The sequence below is a fragment of the Agromyces sp. NPDC058136 genome, assembly GCF_042884375.1.
Lineage (GTDB): Bacteria > Actinomycetota > Actinomycetes > Actinomycetales > Microbacteriaceae > Agromyces.
Genome location: NZ_JBHVUA010000002.1, coordinates 540,102 through 560,807, shown reverse-complemented (window position 1 = coordinate 560,807; position 20,706 = coordinate 540,102). Strand labels below are relative to the sequence as shown.

The 20,706-nt window shown below is 70.5% G+C and carries 16 protein-coding genes; 2 read left to right on the top strand and 14 right to left on the bottom strand.

Going from position 1 to position 20,706, the window contains the following annotated elements:
• Positions 1 to 2: 2 nt before the first annotated feature.
• From gcvPB to ACFVTX_RS08910, 3 genes are read right to left on the bottom strand one after another with little or no spacing between them, the layout of a single operon-like run.
• Positions 3 to 1,619 carry an aminomethyl-transferring glycine dehydrogenase subunit GcvPB gene (gcvPB, locus tag ACFVTX_RS08920; protein ID WP_386899240.1) on the bottom strand — a complete coding sequence of 539 codons (1,617 nt, stop codon included), beginning with the start codon at positions 1,617 to 1,619 and terminating at the stop codon, positions 3 to 5.
• Entirely contained in the window at positions 1,616 to 3,028 is a 1,413-nt protein-coding gene (gcvPA, locus tag ACFVTX_RS08915; RefSeq protein ID WP_386899239.1) for an aminomethyl-transferring glycine dehydrogenase subunit GcvPA, read from the bottom strand. The genes gcvPB and gcvPA overlap by 4 nt, the downstream gene beginning before the upstream one ends.
• A 6-nt stretch (positions 3,029 to 3,034) precedes the next feature.
• The gene (locus ACFVTX_RS08910) at positions 3,035 to 5,134 is read right to left on the bottom strand and encodes a beta-galactosidase (RefSeq protein WP_386899238.1); all 2,100 of its coding nucleotides are present in this window, start codon (positions 5,132 to 5,134) and stop codon (positions 3,035 to 3,037) included.
• A gap of 153 nt (positions 5,135 to 5,287) precedes the next feature.
• On the opposite strand from ACFVTX_RS08910, the gene ACFVTX_RS08905 reads away from it, so the two are divergent.
• Positions 5,288 to 5,944, top strand: a complete 657-nt coding sequence (locus ACFVTX_RS08905) for a GntR family transcriptional regulator (protein ID WP_386899237.1) — start codon at positions 5,288 to 5,290, stop codon at positions 5,942 to 5,944.
• Between the two features lie 43 nt (positions 5,945 to 5,987).
• On the opposite strand, the gene ACFVTX_RS08900 is transcribed toward ACFVTX_RS08905, so the two are convergent.
• The 9 genes from ACFVTX_RS08900 to ACFVTX_RS08860 all read right to left on the bottom strand — a co-directional run bounded on the left by ACFVTX_RS08900 (position 5,988) and on the right by ACFVTX_RS08860 (position 17,170).
• Positions 5,988 to 6,893, bottom strand: a complete 906-nt coding sequence (locus ACFVTX_RS08900; RefSeq protein ID WP_386899236.1) for a carbohydrate ABC transporter permease — start codon at positions 6,891 to 6,893, stop codon at positions 5,988 to 5,990.
• A complete protein-coding gene (locus tag ACFVTX_RS08895) occupies positions 6,890 to 7,858 on the bottom strand; it encodes a carbohydrate ABC transporter permease (RefSeq protein WP_386899235.1) in 969 nt (322 codons plus the stop codon). Before ACFVTX_RS08895 ends, ACFVTX_RS08900 begins: the two co-directional genes overlap by 4 nt.
• Before the next feature lie 11 nt (positions 7,859 to 7,869).
• Positions 7,870 to 9,183 carry an ABC transporter substrate-binding protein gene (locus ACFVTX_RS08890; RefSeq protein WP_386899234.1) on the bottom strand — a complete coding sequence of 438 codons (1,314 nt, stop codon included), beginning with the start codon at positions 9,181 to 9,183 and terminating at the stop codon, positions 7,870 to 7,872.
• 105 nt (positions 9,184 to 9,288) lie between these two features.
• A complete protein-coding gene (locus ACFVTX_RS08885) occupies positions 9,289 to 11,139 on the bottom strand; it encodes a hypothetical protein (RefSeq protein WP_386899233.1) in 1,851 nt (616 codons plus the stop codon).
• A complete protein-coding gene (locus ACFVTX_RS08880) occupies positions 11,139 to 12,080 on the bottom strand; it encodes a carbohydrate ABC transporter permease (protein ID WP_386899232.1) in 942 nt (313 codons plus the stop codon). The genes ACFVTX_RS08885 and ACFVTX_RS08880 overlap by 1 nt, the downstream gene beginning before the upstream one ends.
• Positions 12,077 to 13,045: a carbohydrate ABC transporter permease gene (locus ACFVTX_RS08875; protein ID WP_386899231.1), complete on the bottom strand. Its 969-nt coding sequence runs from the start codon at positions 13,043 to 13,045 to the stop codon at positions 12,077 to 12,079. The genes ACFVTX_RS08880 and ACFVTX_RS08875 overlap by 4 nt, the downstream gene beginning before the upstream one ends.
• A 1-nt stretch (position 13,046) precedes the next feature.
• Positions 13,047 to 14,348 (bottom strand): ABC transporter substrate-binding protein, encoded by a 1,302-nt coding sequence (locus ACFVTX_RS08870; protein WP_386899230.1) that lies wholly within the window; start codon positions 14,346 to 14,348, stop codon positions 13,047 to 13,049.
• A 346-nt stretch (positions 14,349 to 14,694) separates the two neighbouring features.
• Entirely contained in the window at positions 14,695 to 15,750 is a 1,056-nt protein-coding gene (locus ACFVTX_RS08865; protein WP_386899229.1) for an aspartate-semialdehyde dehydrogenase, read from the bottom strand.
• A 145-nt stretch (positions 15,751 to 15,895) separates the two neighbouring features.
• A complete protein-coding gene (locus ACFVTX_RS08860) occupies positions 15,896 to 17,170 on the bottom strand; it encodes an aspartate kinase (protein ID WP_386899228.1) in 1,275 nt (424 codons plus the stop codon).
• A gap of 184 nt (positions 17,171 to 17,354) precedes the next feature.
• Here ACFVTX_RS08860 and ACFVTX_RS08855 point away from each other — a divergent pair, with 184 nt between their 5' ends.
• Positions 17,355 to 17,858, top strand: a complete 504-nt coding sequence (locus ACFVTX_RS08855) for a hypothetical protein (protein WP_386899227.1) — start codon at positions 17,355 to 17,357, stop codon at positions 17,856 to 17,858.
• Between the two features lie 21 nt (positions 17,859 to 17,879).
• On the opposite strand, the gene ACFVTX_RS08850 is transcribed toward ACFVTX_RS08855, so the two are convergent.
• Entirely contained in the window at positions 17,880 to 20,162 is a 2,283-nt protein-coding gene (locus tag ACFVTX_RS08850; protein ID WP_386899226.1) for a hypothetical protein, read from the bottom strand.
• A gap of 101 nt (positions 20,163 to 20,263) precedes the next feature.
• The gene (locus ACFVTX_RS08845; protein WP_386899225.1) at positions 20,264 to 20,659 is read right to left on the bottom strand and encodes a nuclear transport factor 2 family protein; all 396 of its coding nucleotides are present in this window, start codon (positions 20,657 to 20,659) and stop codon (positions 20,264 to 20,266) included.
• Positions 20,660 to 20,706 lie beyond the last annotated feature (47 nt).

The window sequence follows — 20,706 nt, the reverse complement described above, 5'->3', positions numbered from 1 at the left end:
GCTCAGGCGGCCGGCTCCGCGACGTCGACCGCAGCGGGAGCGGCCTCGCCGAAGTACTTCCGGCGGTAGGCGCGCCAGGTGATCGCCCAGCGCTCGGGGTCGTCGAGGTCGTCGTGGTGGGTGTGGTGCACCGTCTGGTTGTGCGGGGCCGTGCGCACGACCTCGGGGGTCTCGCGCGCCTCGCGGGCGACCTCGGCGAGCGCGCCGACGTACTCGTCGATCTCGGCCATCGAGTACGACTCGGTCGGCTCGAGCGTGAACGGCTGCGGCACGACGTAGGGGTGGTGGCTCGTCCAGTAGTGCATGCCGAAGTCGGAGAGGCGGATGCCGATCTCCTCCGACGAGATGCCGGTCTCCTCGAAGAGCTCCTGCCACGAGTAGCGCACCTGCTCGATGCGCCGACGGCCCTCGGCGTACGGCGCCGAGGCCCCGGGGATCTCGAGCACCTTCGCGAGCAGGTAGTTGTTGTTGAGCACCGCGATCTCGGCGGCGGCGAGCAGGCCCTCGGCGCCGAGCGCCATGATCCACGAGTACGCGCGCACGATGTTCGGCACGACGCCATGGAACGGCGCGACCGTGCCGATCGACTGCGGCCCGGCCTCCTGCACATCGAAGCACACCGCACCCGAGGCATCGGTCGAGCGGACGACCCGCGGTCCCGGCAGGAACGGCGCGAGCGCCTCGCTCACGGCGTTCGCCCCGGCGCCCGGTCCGCCGCAGGCGTGCGGCGTCGAGAACGTCTTGTGCAGGTTGAAGTGGCAGACGTCGAAGCCGGCGTCGCGGGCCCGGGTGATGCCGAGGATGCCGTTCGCGTTCGCCTGGTCGTAGGAGGCGAGAGCGCCGACCTCGTGCGCGGCATCCACCCACTGCTTGATCGCGGGGTTGTAGATGCCCGTGTCCTCGGGGTTCGTGACCATGATCGCCGCGGTGCGCGGCGAGAGCGCCGCCTTCAGGGCGGCGAGGTCGGGGTAGCCCTCGGCGTCGGGGTGGATCGTGATGATCTCGTACCCGGCGGCCTTCGCCGCCGCCGCGTTCGACGGGTGGCTGAAGATCGTCGTGATGACCTCGCGACGCTGCTCGCCCTCGCCGTTGGCCTCGTGGTACGCGCGGATCATGGCGATGTTCGCCCAGATCGCGGCCGACCCGCCCTGCGTGTGCAGCGACACCTCGGCCATGCCCGAGATCTCGGCGAGCATGCGCTCGAGGTTCCAGGTGATCTCGAGCACGCCCTGCGCGTCGGCCGGGTCCTGCAGCGGGTGCATCGCGGTGAGCTGCGGCACCCCGATCAGCTGGTCGTTGATCTTCGGCGAGTACTTCATCGTGCAGGTGCCCTGGCCGATGTCGACGTTGAAGTCGGCGCCGAGGTTCTCCTGCGAGAGCCGGAGGTAGTGCTTGAGCACCCGCTGCTGGCCCATCTCGGGGAGGGCGGGCGGCGTCGCGCGGCGGAGCCCATCGGGCAGCGCGACGACGTCGCCGACGGCGTCGCGCACGCCCGGCTCGATCGGGGTCACGAGCACGCCGCGCTCGCCCGGGGTGGAGAGCTCGAAGATCACGGGTTCGTCCCAGCTCGCCTGGTGGAAGCGGCGGACGGCGGGCTTGGGGGCGAGAGGCAGGCTCATGCTCGGGTCTCCTCGGTGACGGTGGTGGATGCTTCGGTGCCGGCGCCGACCGCGAGGGTCGCGAGGGCGGCCGCGAGCCGATCGATGTCGGCCTGGCCGGTGAGCTCGGTGACGCACACCGCGAGTGTGTGCACGCCGAGGGGCACGCCGGGTTCGATGCCCTCGAGGCGCAGCGCCGCGACGACGCCGGCGGCGGTGAGCCCCGCGCCCGAGACGTCGATCGTGAACTCGCGCAGGTGCAGCGCGTCGTCGCCGAGCGCGACGCCCGGGATCGCGGCGAGCCGCTGCTGCGCGTAGCGGGTGCGGGCGAGGAGCAGCTCCCCGAGTTCGCGCATGCCCTGCGGGCCCATCAGCGCGAGGTAGACGCCCGCGGCGATGCCCCAGAGGGCGGCGGCCGTTCCGACCCACTCCTTGCCCTCTTCACGCAGGGCGAACGAGGTGCGCTCGTAGGCGACGTCCCCGAAGCCGACCTCGCCTGGCACGTCGGTCGTCGCGAGGCCGAAGAGGCGCGAGGGCATCTCCATGATGAATCTCGGGTCGTCGGCGACGGCGATGAAGCCGCCGTGGGCGCCGCCGAACCACTGGTGGAGGCCCAGCGACTGGATGTCGCCGCACACGATGTCGGCCCCCTGCTCGGCGGGCGGCGTCAGCACGCCGTAGCCGATCGGGTCGGTGCCGACGACGAGGACGGCGCCGACGGCGTGCGCCGCGTCGGCGATCGCCCGGAGCGAGGCCTCCACCGCACCGGTGACGCTCGGCGTCTCGACCCACACGGCGGCGACGTCGTCGCCGAGCCGCGAGGCGAGCCCCGTGACATCCGCCGTGCCGTTCACCGTCGGAACGGCCTCGAGATCGAGGTGCACGCGCACGAAGTCGAGCACCTTCGAGTACTTCGCCGGCAGCACGTCGCTCGCGACGAGCACGCGGCGGCGGCCGGTGATTCGGCCCGCCATCGCGAGACCGGTTGCGGTCGCCTGGTATCCGTCGTAGGTGGGGACGTTCACGACGTCCATCGCGAGCAGTTCGGCCATGAGCGACTGGTACTGGAACAGCGCCTGGAATCGGCCGTGGTCCTCGTAGGGCTCGCCGGCGTACGCCGTGAGGAACTCGCTGCGGTTGATCACCTCGTCGACGACGGCGGGCACGTAGTGGTGGTAGGTGCCGTGGCCGAGGAAGCTCAGGCGCTCGTCGGTCGAGCGGTTCTTCGCGAGGAGACCGCGCACGTGGCGCGCCAGGTCCTGCTCGGCGACGAGCGGGACCGGCAACTCGAGCGCACGGCCGAGCCGCAGCTCCGCGGGCACGTCGGCGTAGAACTCGTCGATCGAGGCCGCGCCGACGGCGTCGAGCATCGCCTGCTTCGTCGCGGGCGCGGTGTTCGGGATGTACGGATGGACGAAGGAGTCGGTCATGGTGCCTCAGTCGTTCGTGACGGTGGTGTCGGTGGAGTCGGACAGGGTGATGAAGGGCGGCGCCTCGGCCCGCGGGGTCGCGAGCACTGCGGCGCCGAAGCGCGGCAGGGTGAGGGTGGTGCCCCGGGGCGCGGCACCGCCGAGCAGCTCGCGCGCGCCCGCGGGCACGTCGACCGTGAGCTCGCGGCGGCCGTGGTTCAGCACGAAGGTGTAGTCGGTCGTGGCGTCGCTGCGGGTGACGGCCTCGAGATCGAGGTCGATGCGCTCGCGGGCCGGCAGGCCGGCCTCGGCGAGCACCGCGCGGAAGAGCGCGATGAGGCCGGCGGGCTCGAGCACGCAGCTCGCGTACCGGGCGGCGCCGGATGCCGCGGCCCCGGCCGCTCGACGCGTGATCGCCGCGCGGCCGTCGAGCTCGCCCGAGGCGTAGCGTGCGAGCACCTCGGTGCCGTCCGGTACCTCGAGCCATTCGCCCCAGGTCGGGGCGTCGAACTCGGCGCCGTCCTCGGTGAAGCGCACCCGCTCGGCGAGGCCGTCGGCGACGGGCCAGTACTCGTCGACCTCGACCCCGAGGAGCCCCCGCAACGGGCCGGGGGCGCCGCCGTCGTGCACCTTCTCGGTCGCGTCGACGACGCCTGAGAAGGGGCCGACCACGAGCTGCCCTCCGCGGGCGACGAAGTCGGAGAGGGCCTCGGCCTGCGAGGCATCCGTCACGTAGAGATTCGGCACCGCGACCACGTCGTAGCCGTCGAACGGGCCGGACGCGCGCACCGTGTCGACCGCGTGGCCGAGCGTGTGCAGCGCTGCATGCCAGGCGCGGGCCTGCGCGAGCCATTGGAGGCGCTGCGAGGGCAGCGACTCGGTCGCCGACGAGCCCCACCACGAGTCGTGGTCGACGACGAGCGCGACCCGCGAGCGAACGCGCGTGCCGCGCACAGGCGCGAGGTGCGGCAGTTCGGCGCCGAACGCCTTCGCCTCCTGGAAGCTGCGGGATGCCTCGCCGCGGTGCCCGACCATCGCCGAGTGGAACTTCTCCTGGCCGTACTTGGCCTGCCGCCATTGGAACACCATCGCCCCGTCGGAGCCGTGCGCGATCGCCTGCAGGCTGCCGATGCGGTACTGGCCGGGCGCCTTCGGCACATTCACGTCGCGCCAGCTGACGCCGCTCGGCGCCTGCTCGAGCAGGAGCCACGGCTGCCCGCCCTTGAGCGAGCGCATGTACCCGTAGTTGAGCGCCGCGGGCACGTGGGCGAGCGGGTCGGCGGGGTCGGGGTAGGCGTCGTCGGTGACGAGGTCTTCGGCCGCGGCGAAGTCCCAGTAGTTCAGGTCGCGGAGGATCGACATGAAGTTCGTCGTCACGCCGATCTCGGGCGTGACCTCGCGGAGGAGGTCGACCTCGAGCTGGAAGAGCTCGAGGAGCGCGTCCGACGAGAACCGCTCGAAGTCGAGGAGCTGCGTGGGGTTGACCGGCCCGGTCGAGCGCCGGGGCGCCTCGATGTGCGCCCAGTCGGTGTAGCGCTGCCCCCAGACGTTGACGCCCCACGCCTCGTTGAGTCCGTCGAGGTCGCCGTAGCGCGCCTCGAGCCACCGACGGAAGTGCGCCGACGACTCGGGGCACCAGCAGCGCGAGACGTGGTCGCCGTACTCGTTCGAGACGTGCCAGAGGGCGAGCGCGGGGTGGTCGCCGTAGCGGTCGGCCATGGCGCGGGTCATCCTCGCGACGTGGTCGCGCCACACCGGGGAGCTCGGGCAGTACGCCTGGCGCGAGCCGAACTCGAGGCGCTGGCCGTCCTCGTTCCACGGCAGCATCTCGGGGTGGCTGCGGATGAGCCACGCAGGCGGGGTCGCGGTCGCGGTCGCGAGGTCGACCTTGATGCCGGCCGCCCACAGGAGGTCGATGATGCGGTCGAGCCAGCCCCATTCGTAGACGCCCGGCGCGGTCTCGAGCTGCGGCCACGAGAACACCGGAAGGCTCACGATGTTGACGCCGGCCTCCTGCATGAGGCGGATGTCCTCGTGCCAGACCTCCTCCGACCACTGGTCGGGGTTGTAGTCGCCGCCGTAGGCGAGCGCCTCGAGGCGGATCGCGCGTGGGGACTCGTCGGTCACACCTGCTCCTCTCTGAGTGTGCGCGGGGATTACATGTCTGCGATGCAGAATGTATTCTGTATACAGACACCGTAAACCGGATGCCGGAAGCGGTCAAGCCCGGGCGGAGCCCTAGGCTTGCCGCGACGGCCGAACGGCCCGAAGGGCGAGAACATGGCGATCGAACGCAAGAACCTGCGCTCGCAGGTCCGCGAAGAACTGCTCGCGCGCATGCGCGCCGGCGCGGTGCAGCCCGGCGAGGGCATCAACGAGGTGCAGCTCGCCGGCGAGCTCGGCGTCAGCCGCACCCCGCTTCGCGAGGCGCTCATCGCCCTCGAGAGCGAAGGCCAGATCGAGAGCGAGAACGGCAAGGGATTCCGCTTCGTCCCGCTCAGCGCAAGCGAGTTCCAGGAGCTCGCGCCCGTGATGGCCGCGCTCGAGAGCCTCGCCCTCGAGCTCAGCCCGGTCGACGAGCTCCGCGCCATCGGCGAGCGGCTCTCGGCGTTCGCCGCCGAATTCCACCAGGAGGTCGTCGAGCACTCCCTCGTCGTCACCAAGGACGACGAGTGGCACGGCATCATGCTCTCGGCCTGCCCGAACCGGCGCCTGCTCGAGGTCATCGAGAGCGTGCGCGGCTCGTTCCACCGCTACGAGTCGCTGCTCGTGCCGAACGACGTCATGGTCGAACGCGTGGCCGCCGAGCACGCCGCGATCGCCGCGTGCCTCGCCGACGGCGACGTGCCGGGCGCGATCGCCGCCCTCAAGGTCAACTGGATGCACGGCATGCAGCGCATCCTCGACAACGCCTCGAGCCCCTACTTCACCGCGTAGGGCCCGGTCGAGCGGGCGCGGAGCGCGCCCGACCGACCGAGACCTAGCCCTTGACCGCGCCGCCGAGCAGCCCCGACACGAACTGCTTCTGGAAGACCAGGAACAGCAGCAGGAGCGGCAGCGTCGCGAGGAGCGATCCGAGCATGAGCCCCGAGTAGTCGACGCGCGACATGCCGATCATCGTGTTGAGCGCGACCGGCACCGTGTAGTTGTCCTCGGTGTTGAGCATGAGCAGCGGCCAGATGAACGCGTTCCACTGGCTGATGAAGGTGTAGATGACGAGTGCGGCGATCTGCGGCCGGGCCACCGGCAGCACGATGCGGTAGAACGTGCGCAGTTCGCTCGCACCGTCGATGCGCGCCGCCTCGATCAGCGTGACCGGGAAGTCGAGGAACGCCTGCCGCATCAGGAAGATGCCGAACGCGTTCGCGAGGAACGGCAGGATCACGGCCTGGTAGCTGTCGATCCATCCCGCACTCGCCATCATCTGGAACAGCGGCACGAGCAGCACCTGCATCGGGATCATCATCGTCACGAGCACGACGCCGAGGAGGACCCCGCGACCACGGAAACGGTACGTCGCGAGCCCATACCCGGCCATGACGCTCACGATCGACGAGAACACCGTGTAGACCACGGCGATGCCGAGGCTGTTCAGCATGACCCGGCTGAAGTTCACCGACTCCTGCAGTCGCGCGAGGTTCTCCCACAGCTCGCCGCCGGGCAGCACCGGCAGCGGCGTGCCGAACAGGTCGGCGGTCGTGTGCGTCGAGGCGATCACCATCCAGAGGAACGGCAGCACCGAGAAGATGCTCGCGACGGCGAGCAGCAGGTAGACGGGCAGGTGCAGGATGCCTCGTCGCGCCGCCGCACGGGCGCCCCGCTGCCGCGGCTCGCGAGGGCCGCCGACGACGGGGTTGACGGCGGTCAGGGCGCTCGTCGCGGTCATGGCTTCTCCCTCATGATGCGGAACTGCACGATGGCGATGACGGCGGTGATGGCCACGAGCATCCAGGCGATGGCCGAGGCGTAGCCGAAGTCGAACTGCCGGAACCCGACCTTGTACAGGTGGAGCACCGGGGTGAGGGTGGCGTCGTTCGGCCCGCCCTCGGTGAGGATCCAGTTCTCGTCGAAGAGCTGCAGCGCGCCGATCGTCGAGGTGACGGTCGTGAAGATGAGCACGGGCCGCAGCTGCGGGATCACGATCTTCGTGAAGATCTGCCAGCGCCCGGCGCCGTCGATGCGCGCCGCCTCGTAGAGCTCCCCCGGGATCGCCTGCAGCCCGGCGAGGATGATGACCATGTTATAGCCGGTCCACCGCCAGGTGATCGCCGCGATCAGGGCGACGCGCGCCCACCACTCGTTGTTGAGCCAGTCGACGGGCGCGATGCCGACGAGCGCGAGCATCTGGTTCACCGCGCCGCCGTCGGTCGCGAGCATCACCCGGAACACCACGGCGTAGGCCACGAGCGTCGTCACGGCGGGCAGGAACGTGAGGAGCCGGAACCCCGAGCGGAAGCGCAGCCACGACTGGTTGAGCAGGTACGCGAGTCCGACCGCGAGCGCGATCATGAGCGGCACCTGCACGACGAGGATGATCCCGGCGTTGACGAGGCTCTTGCCGATCAGCGGGTCCTCGAAGAGGCGGGCGTACTGTTCGAGCCCGACCCAGGTCGAGACACCGCCCGAGGTGGCGAAGAAGCTCTGCCAGAGCGAGGTGACGAGCGGGTAGGCGAAGAAGATCGCGAGGAGCGCTGCGGCGGGCAGCGCGAACCACGCTCCCGGACGCTGGAGCCTGCGCCCCAGCGTCCGGGAGCGGCGAGGGGCGGCATCCGTCTCGTTTCGACGGATGCCGCGCCCCGGGTTCGCGCCCCGACCGTCGCGCTCGCCTGCGGCGAGCGTCGGTGCGGTCATGTCGGCTCCGCCTACTCGGCGATCTCGCGGTCGGTGGCGGTCGCGATCTGCTGCGCCGCGTCGTCGAGCACCTGCTGCGGGTCGGCGCCGTTCAGCACGGCGGCGACGACGGCGTTCGCCACGATGTCGCTCGCCTCGGCGTTGTCGGTCGTGAAGGTGATCGCGGGGATGTTCGCGGTCTGCTCGGCGAAGAGCTCGTACACCGGCTGGCCGCCGAAGTACTCCTGCGGCTCGGCGAAGTAGTCGGCCTGCAGCGCGGGCAGGTAGGAGGGGAACAGGCCCTCGTTCTGCATCATCGACACCTGGTTGTCGGCATCGGCGAGCGCGAACGCCACGAACGCGGCCGCGAGCTGCGGGTTCTTCGCCTGCGTCGGCACCGCGAGGCCCGAGCCGCCGCTGTTCGAGGTGCGCACGCCACCCTCCTCGAATGCGGGCAGTTCGGTGACGCCGTACGTGCCCGAGAGCTCGGGAGCGTCGCCGAGGAGGGTGCCGATCCACCAGACCGCCTCGGGGGTGACGGCCGAGTCGCCGTCCTTCGCGCTCGTGACCCGGCCGTCCCAGCCCTTGACGTTCTTCAGCAGGCCCTTCTGGTTGAGGGTCTGCAGCAGGGTGAGCGCCTCGACGGCCTCGGGCGAGTTGACGGTGATGTCGCCGTTCTCGTCGAAGAGGCCCTGCCCCTGCTGCTGCAGCAGCATCTGGAATCCGCCGCCCGTGGCGACGTCGAGCGAGAGCAGGGTGTGGCCGGTCTTCGCCTTGATGACCTCGCCTGCGGCGACGAGGTCGTCCCACGTGGCGATCGAGGCGGGGTCGACGCCGGCGTCGGCGAAGTAGTCGGTGCGGTAGAAGAGCCCGACCGTGCCCGAGTCCCACGGCGCGACCTTGAGCGCGCCGTCGGCGTCGGACTGGGCCTGCCACTTGAACGGGTCGAAGTCGGCTTCGTCGTCGCCGAGCACGGGGTCGAGGTCGACGAGCCCGGTGGGGAACTCGTTGATGTAGCCGGGCGCCCGGTCGGTCTCGATCGTGACGACGTCGGGCAGTCCGCTGCCGGCCTGGAGGCCCACCGAGAGCTTGTCGTAGGCGTTGTCGTAGCCGACGTCGACGACGTTCACGGTCGTGCCGGGGTGCGCCGCCTCGAACTCGTCGCCGAGCCGGTCCAGCGCGGTCGCGGCGACGTCCCACGACCACACGGTGATCTCGCCGTCGAGCTTCGCCTCGGGGTCGAGGACGACCTGGCCGGTCGGCTGGCCGCCGCCCATGGCGCAACCGGCGAGGAGCGCGGCCGCGCCGAGGGCGACGATGGGGGCGAGCAGGGTGCGTGATCTCATCTGGACTTCCTTGTCTGGTCGGAATTGCATTGGGTGAGGTCGGTCGAGGAGGCGCGCAGCGCCATATCGAGACCACGGAAAGGTGGTCTCGATACGCGCTGCGCGCTACTCGACCGGCGAAGTCGAGCGTTCGACCGGCGAGGTGGAGAGCCTGACGGCGAGGTCGATGAAGAGCGCCGCCGACCATCCGAACGCGGTCGTCGCCGTGCGCGCCTTCCTCCCCGTGAGCGGGTTGAAGTACTCGTGCGGCCCGCCGCCGTGGACGACGAGCGCGACGGTGCGTTCGGCGAGTTCGCGCGCGAGCTCGGGATGCCCCGAGGCGTTCAGCCCCTCGACGATGAGCGCGTTGGTGTTCACCCACACGGGGCCGCGCCACATCCGCTCGGCGGAGAAGTCGGGATCGGCGGCCGAGACCGTGGGCACCGACCACGGCAGGGCGTAGCGCGCGGGGTCGCCGAGCGCGGCGAAGAGTGCGTCGGCCACGCTCCGCGGCAGACGCCCGGTGAGCAGCGGCATGAATCCGACGATCGCGTCGCTCGCAACCTCCTCGCCCGCCGCGCGAGCGCGGAACCGGCCGCTCGGCTCGTCCCACATCCCGAGCAGCAGGTCGAGCGTGCGCGCCGCGCGCTCGCGGTGCCCGCGGGGGTCGCCCGCGGCATCCGCCCCGTATCGTTCGGCGAGCGCGGCGAGCTCGAGGTCCTGCAGCACGAGGTAGGCGCCGAGGTCGGGCGCGGTCGTCGGCAGGGGGCCGTCGAAGATGGGGCTGTCGTCGAGGCCCGATGAGTAGGGGTGCCCGTACTCGGGCATCCCGTCGCCGTCGAGGTCGCTGCCCGCGAACCACCAGTCCTGCGAGCGGCGCACGATCGCGAGCTGCTCGCGCGCCCACTCGGGGGCGTCCTCGACCTCGAGCACCTTGCGCAGCGCCCACGCCGCGAGCGGCGGTTTCGTGAGCGGCACCGGCGCGCCGGGGTCGGCGATCTGCGAGCCCGCGCGGCGCAAGCGGTCGCGGTCGGCCTGCGGCAGGTCGTCGCTCGTGGCGAGCACGCCCTCCTCGTGCACGACGTCGGGCAGCTGCCCGTCGGCGCTCGCGAAGCGGAACGCGATCCCGAGCTGCTCGCGTGCGAGCGCCGGGTCGCCGTGTCGGAGGCCGACGGCGATGAAGTAGGCGTCCCACTGCCACACGCCGACGTAGCCGATCTTCGACGGCACGACGCCGCGGGCGTCGCCGAGCGCGGGCAGCTCCACGATGTTCGCGCCGAGCACCCACCAGCAGAACGCGGCCATCTGCTGCAGATCGCCGCGCACGATCGGGCACTTCGCGAACCAGTCGAGCCAGAGGCGCTCGGTCGCGGCGAGGTCGTCGTCGTGCGAGTCGGATGCCTCGTGCGCGACGCCGCGGTCGGCGTCGACCTCGAGGCGCACCGCGGGAGCCTCGGCCGTGAGCCCGACCCTCGTGGTCGCGCCGTCGGCTGTCGTCCACTCGACCGCGATCCCGTCGGTCGAGTAGGCGCGCAGCGCCGTATCGAGACCATCGGCGTGGTGGCCTCGATGCGCTTCGCTACTCGACCGACCGAGGCCGATCGACAGCGCGCCCGCCCCGGCGAACGTGAGCGTCGCCGCTCCCCCACCGAACTCGATCGCGTGCGGCAGCACCGAGGTGACGGGCAGCGCCCGCCCCGAGGCATCCACGACCCTGAGCTCGTCGATCACCCGGCACTCGTCGAGCCACCGCTCGTACTCGGAGGTGTGCACCCGCAGCGCGGTGGCCGGGGGCGCTCCCGCGGTGCCGTCCTGCTCGGCCCACTCGGCGCGATCCTCCCGGAAGACGAGCACCCGCGAGCGCGGCAGGGTGAACGGAGCCTGCACGAGGTCGAGGTGGCGGCCGGCGAGGGCCGCCAGTCCGGTGGCATCCGGGGTCTCGATACGGCGCTGCGCGCCTACTCGACCGGCCGACATCATCGTCCTCCCAATCCCGAGGCGGCCATGCTGTTGAGGATCCGGCGCTGCCCGATGATGAACACGATGAGCATCGGGATCGTCGAGATGGCGCTGGCCGCCATCACGAGGCCGTAGTTGATCGAGCCGAACTGGCCCTGGAAGCTCGAGAGCAGCAGCGGCACCGTGAACAGGTCGGGCGTGTTCAGCAGAACGAGCGGGAACAGGAACGCGTTCCACACGTCGAGGGCGACGATGATGCTGAGGGCGGCCAGACCCGGCTTCAGGTTCGGCAGGATGATGCTCCAGAAGATGCGCCAGCGGCCGGCGCCGTCGACGAGCGCGGCCTCCTCGAGCTCCTTCGGCAGCGACAGCACGAACTGGCGCATGAGGAACACGGCGAAGGGGTTCGCGAGGAGCCCCGGCACGATGAGCGCGAGGTGCGAGTCGACCCAGCCGAGCTGCGTCATCAGCAGGTAGAACGGGATCAGCGTGACCTGCTTCGGGATCATCTGGGTCGCGAGGAACACGATGAAGATCGTCTTCGCCCCGCGGAACCGGATGCGCGCGAAGGCGTAGCCCGCCATCGACGCGGTGAGCAGCGTGCCGGCCACGACGAGCACCGCGATGTAGATGCTGTTCAGGTACGCCTGCCCGAACGGCACCGCGTTCCACGCCTCGGCGTAGTTGTCGAGGGTCCACGGCTGCGGGAGGAACGCCAGGGGGTCCTGCAGCAGCTGCGGCAGCGTCTTGAACGAAGTGAGCAGCATCCAGACGAACGGGAACACCATCGCGATGCCGGCGACGACGAGCGCGACGTGCAGGGCGGCCCCGCTCAGCCGGCGCCGACCGCGGCCGGTTCGCGGCGCCGGCGGCCGGTAGCCGGGTGCGCTGAGCGCGATCGTCGAATCGGTGGGCGGCGTCTGGGTGCCGTCGTCCAGGCGCGGATTCGTGAGACTCATGCGGCGTCGTCCTCGTAGTGCACGAACTTCTTCTGGGCGCCGAACTGGATCGCCGTGATCACGAGCGTCAGGAGGAGCAGGATCATGCTCGCCGCGCTCGACGGACCGATCTCGAACTTCCCGAAGCCGAGATCGTAGATGTGGTAGACGATCGTGCGCGTCGCGTTGTCGGGGCCGGCGTTCGAGACGAGCACGTAGACCGTGTCGAAGGTCTGCAGCGACGAGATGAACGCGACGACCGAGGAGAAGAACACGATCGGCGAGAGCAGCGGCAGTCGAATGCTCGTGAACAGCCGCCATGCGCCCGCGCCGTCGATGCGGGCCGCCTCGATGACCGAGGGCGAGATGTTCTGCAGGCCCGCGAGGAAGATCACGACGTTGAGGCCGACCGACGACCAGATCGTGACGATGCAGACCGCGAGGAGGGCGAGCCTCGGGTCGCCGAGCCAGTCGGGCGGGGCGACGCCGAACACCGTCGCGATGGTCGTCGAGAGCACCCCGTCGACGCGGAACATCTGCTGCCAGATCATCGCGACCGCGACGGTCGAGGTGACCACCGGTGCGAAGAACAGGATCAGGTACAGCGTGCGGGTCTTCAGCTTCTCGAGCGCCACCGCGATGACCACCGCGAGCCCGAGCCCGATGGGCACGGTGATGAGCGCGATGATGAGCGTGTTGACGATGGAACGCCAGAGCAGCTCGTCCTGGAACTGCGCCGTGAAGTTCTCGAAGCCGACCCAGCTGAGCTCGCCGAGGCCGTCCCAGCTCGCGAAGGCCAGCACGAGGCTCGCGGCGAACGGCAGCATGACGAAGACCGCCATGCCGATGAGCTGCGGGGCGACGAACACGTAGCCCCAGCGGCGGTCGCGCCGCCGCCAGGCCGACTCCCTGCGGGGTCCGGGGGGCGGGGCGGATGCCGCAGGCAGCGCCTGCGGCATCCGCTCGCCAGTGGCGAGGTCGGTCACGCTACTTCCCCGACTTCTCCGCGACGAGATCGGCGGCCGCGTCGAGGGTCTGCTGAGCGTCGGCCTTGCCCTCGTAGAGCTTCAGGAACTGGTCGCTGATGTCGATCGACAGACCCGGCACGCGGGCCTCGGCGGCGTAGTTGGTGAAGCCGACGTCGCGCATGTCGAGGAACGTCTGGGCGTGCGCCGGGTAGTCGCCGTCGAGCACGACCTCGTCGGCGCCCTTGATGGAGGGCACCGCGTTGCCGCCGCCCGCGAGTCGGAACGTCTGGCCCTCGGCCGAGAGGAACTCGGTCCAGAAGGTGAACGCGGCGTCCTCCGCCTGCGTCTTGCCGTTGATCGCGAGGAACGAGACCGCGACGCCGGTCGGGGCGGCCTGCCCGTCGGGGGTCGGCCAGCGCACGATGTCGTAGCTGTCCTGCTCGCCCGTCGCCTCGACCGTGCCGATCGTGTAGCGACCCTGGACGAAGAACCCGGCCTTGTGCGTCACGAACACGCTGTCGGCGCCGGCGCCGTCGGGCAGGGTGTCGGCCACCACGAAGGTGCCGTCCTGGAAGTTCTCGCCGAGCTCGTCGATCGCCGCGACGCTCGCGGGGTCGGTGTTCGCGACGAAGGCGCCCGACTCGTCGTACGGAGCGGGCAGGCCCTGCGACGACAGCCAGCTCCAGTGGGTCGCCCAGTAGTTCCAGAACATCGAGCCGGTGAGGCCGGCGTCCTTCAGCTTGTCGTTCATCTCGAGGTACTTCGCGGTCGTCCACTCGCCGTTCTCGGCGAGTGCGGCCGGGTCCTCGGTGATGCCCGCGGCCTCGAGCGCCTGCTTGTCGTACCAGAGCACGTCGGGGTTGGAGTCGTTGGGGGCGCCGTAGTACTCGCCGTCCTTCTCGGCTGCGCCGAAGAGGCCCGGGAAGAAGTCGTCGGGCTTCGTCTCGCTGTCCTTCGACTCCATGAGGTCCTTCAGCGCCATGAGCCGGCCGGAGTCCACGAACTGGCCCATCTTGTCGTCGCCGACGTAGAACACATCGGGTGCGGTGTTGCTCGCGAGCTGGGCGAGGAGCTTCGAGTGGTACTCCTCGTAGCTCGCGACCGGCTGGAGCTTCACGGTGATGTCGGGGTGGCGCTCCATGAACGCCTCGTTGAACTCCTTGTAGCGGGTCAGCTCGTCGGCGGTGCCCCAGGTCGACCACACGACGGTGTTCTCGTCCTTCGCACCTCCCCCGCCGCTGCACGCTGCCAGTCCGACGGCGAGGGCGCTTGCCGCGCCGATCGCCAGGAGACGCCTCATCTTCGAGTTCGCGCGGGCCATTCCGCTACCTCTTTCGTCATTGCAGGAGGTGCCGACTGGGGAGGTCGGCGTTGAGGGGATGCTCGTCATTATTCTGTATACAAAACTCAATCACGTCAAGGTCTGAAGTGTCACGAACCCGCAACGGCACACCTCCAGCCGGACGAGTCGGCGTGGTTTCGAGACGCGTCGACGCTGCGCGTCGGCGCTCCTCAACCACCGGGAAGGGTTCGCTGGTTGAGGAGCGCCCGACGGAGTCGGACGCGTCTCGAAACCACGCCAATCGACCGACTCCGGCCCCGAGAACGACGGATGCCCCGTGACCGACCGGCCACGGGGCATCCAGTTGTGCGTGCAGAGCTGCGCGCTACGCGCGCGCGGGCACCTTCGCCGCGACGAGCTCGGCGATCTGCACCGCGTTCAGTGCTGCGCCCTTGCGGAGGTTGTCGTTCGAGACGAAGAGCACGAGACCCTTGCCCTCGGGGGCCGACTGGTCCTGGCGGATGCGGCCCACGTAGCTCGGGTCGTTGCCCGCCGCCTGCAGCGGGGTGGGCACGTCGCTGAGTTCGACGCCGGGAGCTGCGGCGAGCAGCTCGGTGGCGCGCTCGGGCGTGATCGGGTTCGCGAACTCGGCGTGGATCGACAGGGAGTGGCCGGTGAACACCGGCACGCGCACGCAGGTGCCCGCGACGAGCAGGCCCGGCAGCTCGAGGATCTTGCGGCTCTCGTTGCGGAGCTTCTTCTCTTCATCGGTCTCGTTGTCGCCGTCGTCGACGATCGAACCCGCGAGCGGGATCACGTCGAACGCGATCGGGCGCGGGAACTTGACCGGCTCGGGGAACTCGACCGCTGCGCCGTCGTGCACGAGGTCGATCGTGTCCTGTGCGACGGCGGCCTTCGCCTGCTCGAGGAGCTCTTCGCCGCCCGCGAGACCCGCACCCGACACGGCCTGGTAGGTCGAAACGATGAGCCGCTCGAGACCGGCCTCGTCGTGCAGCACCTTCAGCACGGGCATCGCGGCCATCGTCGTGCAGTTCGGGTTCGCGATGATGCCCTTCACGGCCTCGTCGATCGCATGCGGGTTGACCTCGCTCACGACGAGCGGGACCTCGGGGTCCATGCGCCAGCCGCTCGAGTTGTCAATGACGGTCACGCCGGCGGCGGCGAAGCGCGGGGCCTGCGCCTTCGAGAGCGTCGCACCCGCCGAGAAGATCGCGAGGTCGAGGCCCGAGGGGTCGGCGGTCGAGGCATCCTCGACGACGATCTCTTCGCCCTTGAACGGCAGCGTCGTGCCCGCCGAACGCGCGGACGCGAAGAAGCGGATCTGCGCGACCGGGAAGTCTCGCTCCTCGAGGAGGCGGCGCACGACCGCGCCGACCTGACCGGTGGCGCCGACGACGCCGATGTTCACACCGTTGCTCATTTCACCCTCTTGATCTTCGAGTTCATTTCAGTCTGCAGGACTTCGCACGCCGCTCAGGGCGTAGTCGGTGAATCCGTCCTGAATTGGCAGCTTTCTCCTGAATTCAGGCCGGGATGCCTCGCGGCGCGCGCCGCGGCGGCTGCGCCTAGCGGCCGGTGCCCGCGTGCACGACGGCGTCCTGGTCGCCGTCGAGCTCGAACGCCGTGTGCACGGCCTGCGCCGCGGCCTGCACGCTGTCGGCGCGCGTGACCACCGAGATGCGGATCTCGCTCGTCGAGATCATCTCGATGTTGATGCCCGCCTCGTAGAGCGCCTCGAAGAGCCGCGCGGAGACGCCCGTCGCCGAACGCATCGCGTTGCCGACGAGGGAGAGCTTGCCGATCTGGTCGTCGTACTGGAGCGACTCGAAGCCGATCGCGTCCTGTGAACCGGCGAGGGCGGTGAGCGCCTTCTCGCCGTCGGCCTTGGGCAGGGTGAACGAGATGTCGGTGCGACCGGTGGCCGCGGCCGAGACGTTCTGCACGATGACGTCGACGTTCGCGTTCGTGCCGGCGACGATCTTGAAGATCTTCGCGGCGACGCCCGGCTTGTCGGGCACGCCGACGACCGTGATCTTCGCCTCGGACAGGTCGATCGCGACTCCGGCGATGACGGACTCTTCCACAGCTGCTCCTTCGGGAAGACGCGAGGGGTCGTAGACGATCGTCCCCTCGCTGTTGTTGAACGACGAACGGACGTGCAGGGTGACGCCGTGACGGCGCGCGTACTCGACCGCACGGATGTGCAGGACCTTCGCGCCCGAAGCGGCGAGCTCGAGCATCTCTTCGCTCGTGACCCGGTCGAGCTTGCGGGCCTTCTTCACGACGCGCGGGTCGGAGGTGAAGACGCCGTCGACGTCGGTGTAGATCTCGCACACGTCGGCCTCGAGGGCCGCTGCGAGGGCGACGGCGGTCGTGTCGCTGCCGCCGCGGCCGAGGGTGGTGATGTCGCGGGTGTCGCGGTTGAAGCCCTGGAAGCCGGCGACGATGACGATCGCGCCGTCGTCGAGCGCCTCGCGCAGACGCACCGGCGTGACGTCGACGATGCGGGCCGCACCGTGCTGCGCGTCGGTGATCATGCCGGCCTGGCTGCCCGTGAAGCTGCGCGCCTCGTGCCCCATGCTCTTGATCGCCATCGCGAGCAGCGCCATCGAGATGCGCTCGCCCGCCGACAGCAGCATGTCGAGCTCGCGGGGGGCCGGCAGCGGCGACACCTCGTTCGCGAGGTCGAGCAGCTCGTCGGTCGTGTCGCCCATCGCCGAGACCGCCACGACGACGTCGTTGCCCGCCTTGCGGGTCTCGACGATGCGCTTCGCGACGCGTTTGATGCTCTCGGCATCGGCGACGGACGAGCCGCCGAACTTCTGCACGATCAAGCTCACGTGGCCTCCCGGGGATTCTGGGCGCGCGCGGGCCGACGGGCCCGTCGTCGGAGTCTTCATCATACGGCGGCCCGCATACGGCCCCCGCCATGTGACGAACGGGTGCACGGATGCCACGTGGCGACTGCCGCGGCCCCGTTGCCGTCCGGTGCGGCCGTCGGCGCTTCGGGAGTAGCATGCGGCCATGCCGGAGCTGCTCGAGAGCTGGTCGGAGTTCAACGTCGCGATGGTCGGCGCCACGGCGGCCCTCGCGGGTCTCCTCATCGTGGCGATGTCGGTGAACATCCGCTCGATCCTCGATTCGGCGACGCTGCCCGCCCGGGCGGCCGCGTCGATCGCGACCCTCGTCGCCGCGATCGCGGTGACCGCGCTCGCCCTCGCCCCCGGCCAGCCGCTGTGGGCGTACGGTCTCGAAGTGCTCGTGGCGGCCGCGGTCGCGGCGGTGTTCGAGTCGCACGCGATCCGGATCATCCGCCGCGACAGGACCGCGCACGCCGGAACCGCGCTGGACCGCTTCCTGAAGTCGGCCGCGGGCGGGCTCCCGATCCTCGCGTACCTCGCCGGCGGCGTCGCGCTCATCGCCGGCGCGCCCGCCGCGGGTCTGTGGCTCGTGGGCGTCGCGACGATCCTCGCGATCGCCTCGGCGCTCCTCTATTCGTGGGTCGTGCTCATCGAGGTGCTGCGCTGAGGGTGCTCCGACCCGCTCCGATCAGCCCGCGCGGCGACGCCGCACCGCCCCCAGCAGGGCGGCGCCCAGCACCAGCATCGCGAGGCCGACGGCGAGCGCCGCGGTCGGCTCCTCGACGCCGCTCTCCGCGAGACTGCTCGACGGGGGTGACGGGTCGCCTCCCGGCGTCGGTGTCGGCGTCGGCGGGGGTACGGCACTGAAGGTGTTGTCGACGATCACCACGACGTCCAGCGCCGGCCCGACCGCGAAGGTGCCGAGCTCGTCGAACGGCTCGGGCGGGCCGCCGTTGACGCTGATCGTCGCCGTGGTCACGACGGACCAGCCGTCCGCGGCGCCCGTGGCGATCTCGGTGAGCGTGCATTCGTCATCGTCCAGCACGCGGTACGGCGAGCTCGTCGCCGTGCTCGTTCCCGGACCGATCGAGATGTCGATGATGCCCACGCCGCAGTCGAGCCGCAGCACGACGGGGTCGGGCCGCTGGGCCTCGTCATCGCTCGTGTTCTTCGTGATCGTGAGCGTGCCCGCCGGCACGAACTCGTTGGTGAACGTGCAGACCGGGTTCGGGGTCTCGGTGTTCACCGCGACCGTCGCGGAGGCGAGGGCCACGTCGACGCCGAGCTCGGCGCCCCCGCAGTCGGCACCGGTCATGCGCCAGAACCCCTCGGAGGACGGTGCCGGCAGCGACTCCAGGATCGTGTACATCTGGTGCTCGAAGACGTTGATCCCGACGAGCGACGCCTCGGCCGGGGTCGCGACGCCCTCTTCGGTCGTCGTCGCCGAGGTCGTGAACACCGCGCCGCGCGGGATCGCCGCGCCCTCGGCGTTGACCGGGACCACGTCGTACTCGAACAGGCCGGTTCCACCGTTGGTGATCTTCTCGATCGAGAGCGACGCCGTCGGGATGAACCGGTTCGTGAACAGGCAGGTCGTCGACTGCCCCGAGACGATCTCGTAGGACGCCGACCAGGTGCCGCCGGGCCCCTCGACCGGTACAAGCTCGCCGTCGTCGCAGTTCACGGCCTCGAGCGTCCACCTGCCGGCGCCGTTCGGCGGCGGCAGGGTCTCCTGCGCCGTGTAGACGCCGGGTGCGGCGCCGGCGGTCGAGACGACCTCGACGGGCGCACCGGGCACGGTCGTGACCGCGGTCGCCTCGGTGACGCTGCTCGGGCCGGACACGGTGAAGGGGAAGGAGCCGACGCCGTCGAGGGTCTCCTTGTAGAGCGCGGCCGGTCCGGTCGGCACTCGGCTGTTCGTGTACGTGCAGACGACGTCGTCGTCGGGCGCGAGGGTGATCTCGACCCTCGGGCCGGAGATGTCGAAGGTGCTCGCCCCGCCGGTGCATTGGAGATCGTCGAGCAACCACCCCGCGAGCGGCAGTTCCTCGAGCGTCCACGGTTCATCACCGGGCCCGACAGCCCCGCGCACCAGGGTGACCGATCCGGCCGCCGCCGGTGAGGCGGTGAGCTGAAGCTGGCCCGGTTCGCCCTCGACGTGGTCGTACGAGAGCGACCCTTCGAACGAGAACGTCGTCGGTCCCGCGGCGGTCCCGTCGGCGAGCTGCTTCCTGATCGTGATCGTGCCGGCATCGGGCGGGGGCGCCACCGCGTAGTAGTAGCAGAAGACGTGTCGCGCTCCGGAGGGGAAGCTGATGTAGTCGACGTTGTCGCCGTTGAGCGCATCGTTCGAGCAGCGCAGTGCGGCGAACCCCAAGCTCGTCTGCAGCCCGTTGAGGGTGTCGTCGCCCACGCCGCCCTGCGCCACGATCCGACGGCCCGACTGCACGAACTCGGCCTCGGCCGGAGTGAGCCCGACGGTGACGGCGCCCTCGATCTCGCCGCCGGTGGGCTGCCCGTCTTCATCGAGGCGCGGGACGGAGGCCGTGGTCGTGATCGGCGGTCCGCCGATGAAGGGGCCGGTGACCTTGCTGAGGTAGTGCGCCGCCTCGGTCTTTCCGGTGAGTCCACGGCCGAGCGAGAACGTCCAGCCCTGCAGCGGACGGCAGTTCGGCGAGCCCGCGGCCTCGGAGTCGGGGTCGACGCTGTCGGCCACGTCGTAGTTCGAATCGGGGCCGAGGTCGCGAAGCGACTCCATGATGTTGTTGCGGGCCTTGTTCGCCATCACGTCGGTGTACTCGTCGCACACCCTCGCGACATAGGTGACCGACAACGGGAGGGGGGCGTCCGCCCGGATGACGTCGGCCGCCGCCGACGCGGCCACCGTCAGGGCGGCACCGCTCGCGAGCAGAACCGCCGCGAACGCGGCGATACTGCGAGTGAGACGTCGATTCGGTGTGCGCCCGTCCATGCTCCCCCTCGGCGTCTGAGCGGCCATGGTCTTCATCGAACCACACCCGGCCCGACGAGTGAAGGAGGCGGACTCCGCGTCGTCCGAGAGGGTCGAGGTCGTCACTCCTCGTGCGCTCGCGGCATGTACCACTCGGTGAACTCGCTCGCTCGCCCGTCGGGCGCGAAGCGGATCACCCACAGGTTGAGGTAGTCGCGTTCGGCCGGGTAGGCGGTGCGGCCCTGCACGATCGCGAGAGCGGATGTCTCGTGCACGAGGTGCCACTCGAAGCTCCACTCGCCCGGGGCGTCGGCGTCGTCAACCCAGCCCGCGACGATCGCCGCCCGGCCGCGCCGCGGCGCGGCGTCGGGCGCGGTGAGGTAGACGGCGTCGTCGGTGAAGAGGGCGCCGATCTCGGCGGGGTCGTTGCTTCGCCACGCGCGGAGGTAGCCGTCGACCCACGCGGTCGTGCGGTCGCTCGGGGTGCGGTTCGCGGTGCCGTCGGCGGTTTCGCTCATCGCCCCGGTCTACGCCTCGCGGCCGGCCGCGTCAACGGGGTGCCGTC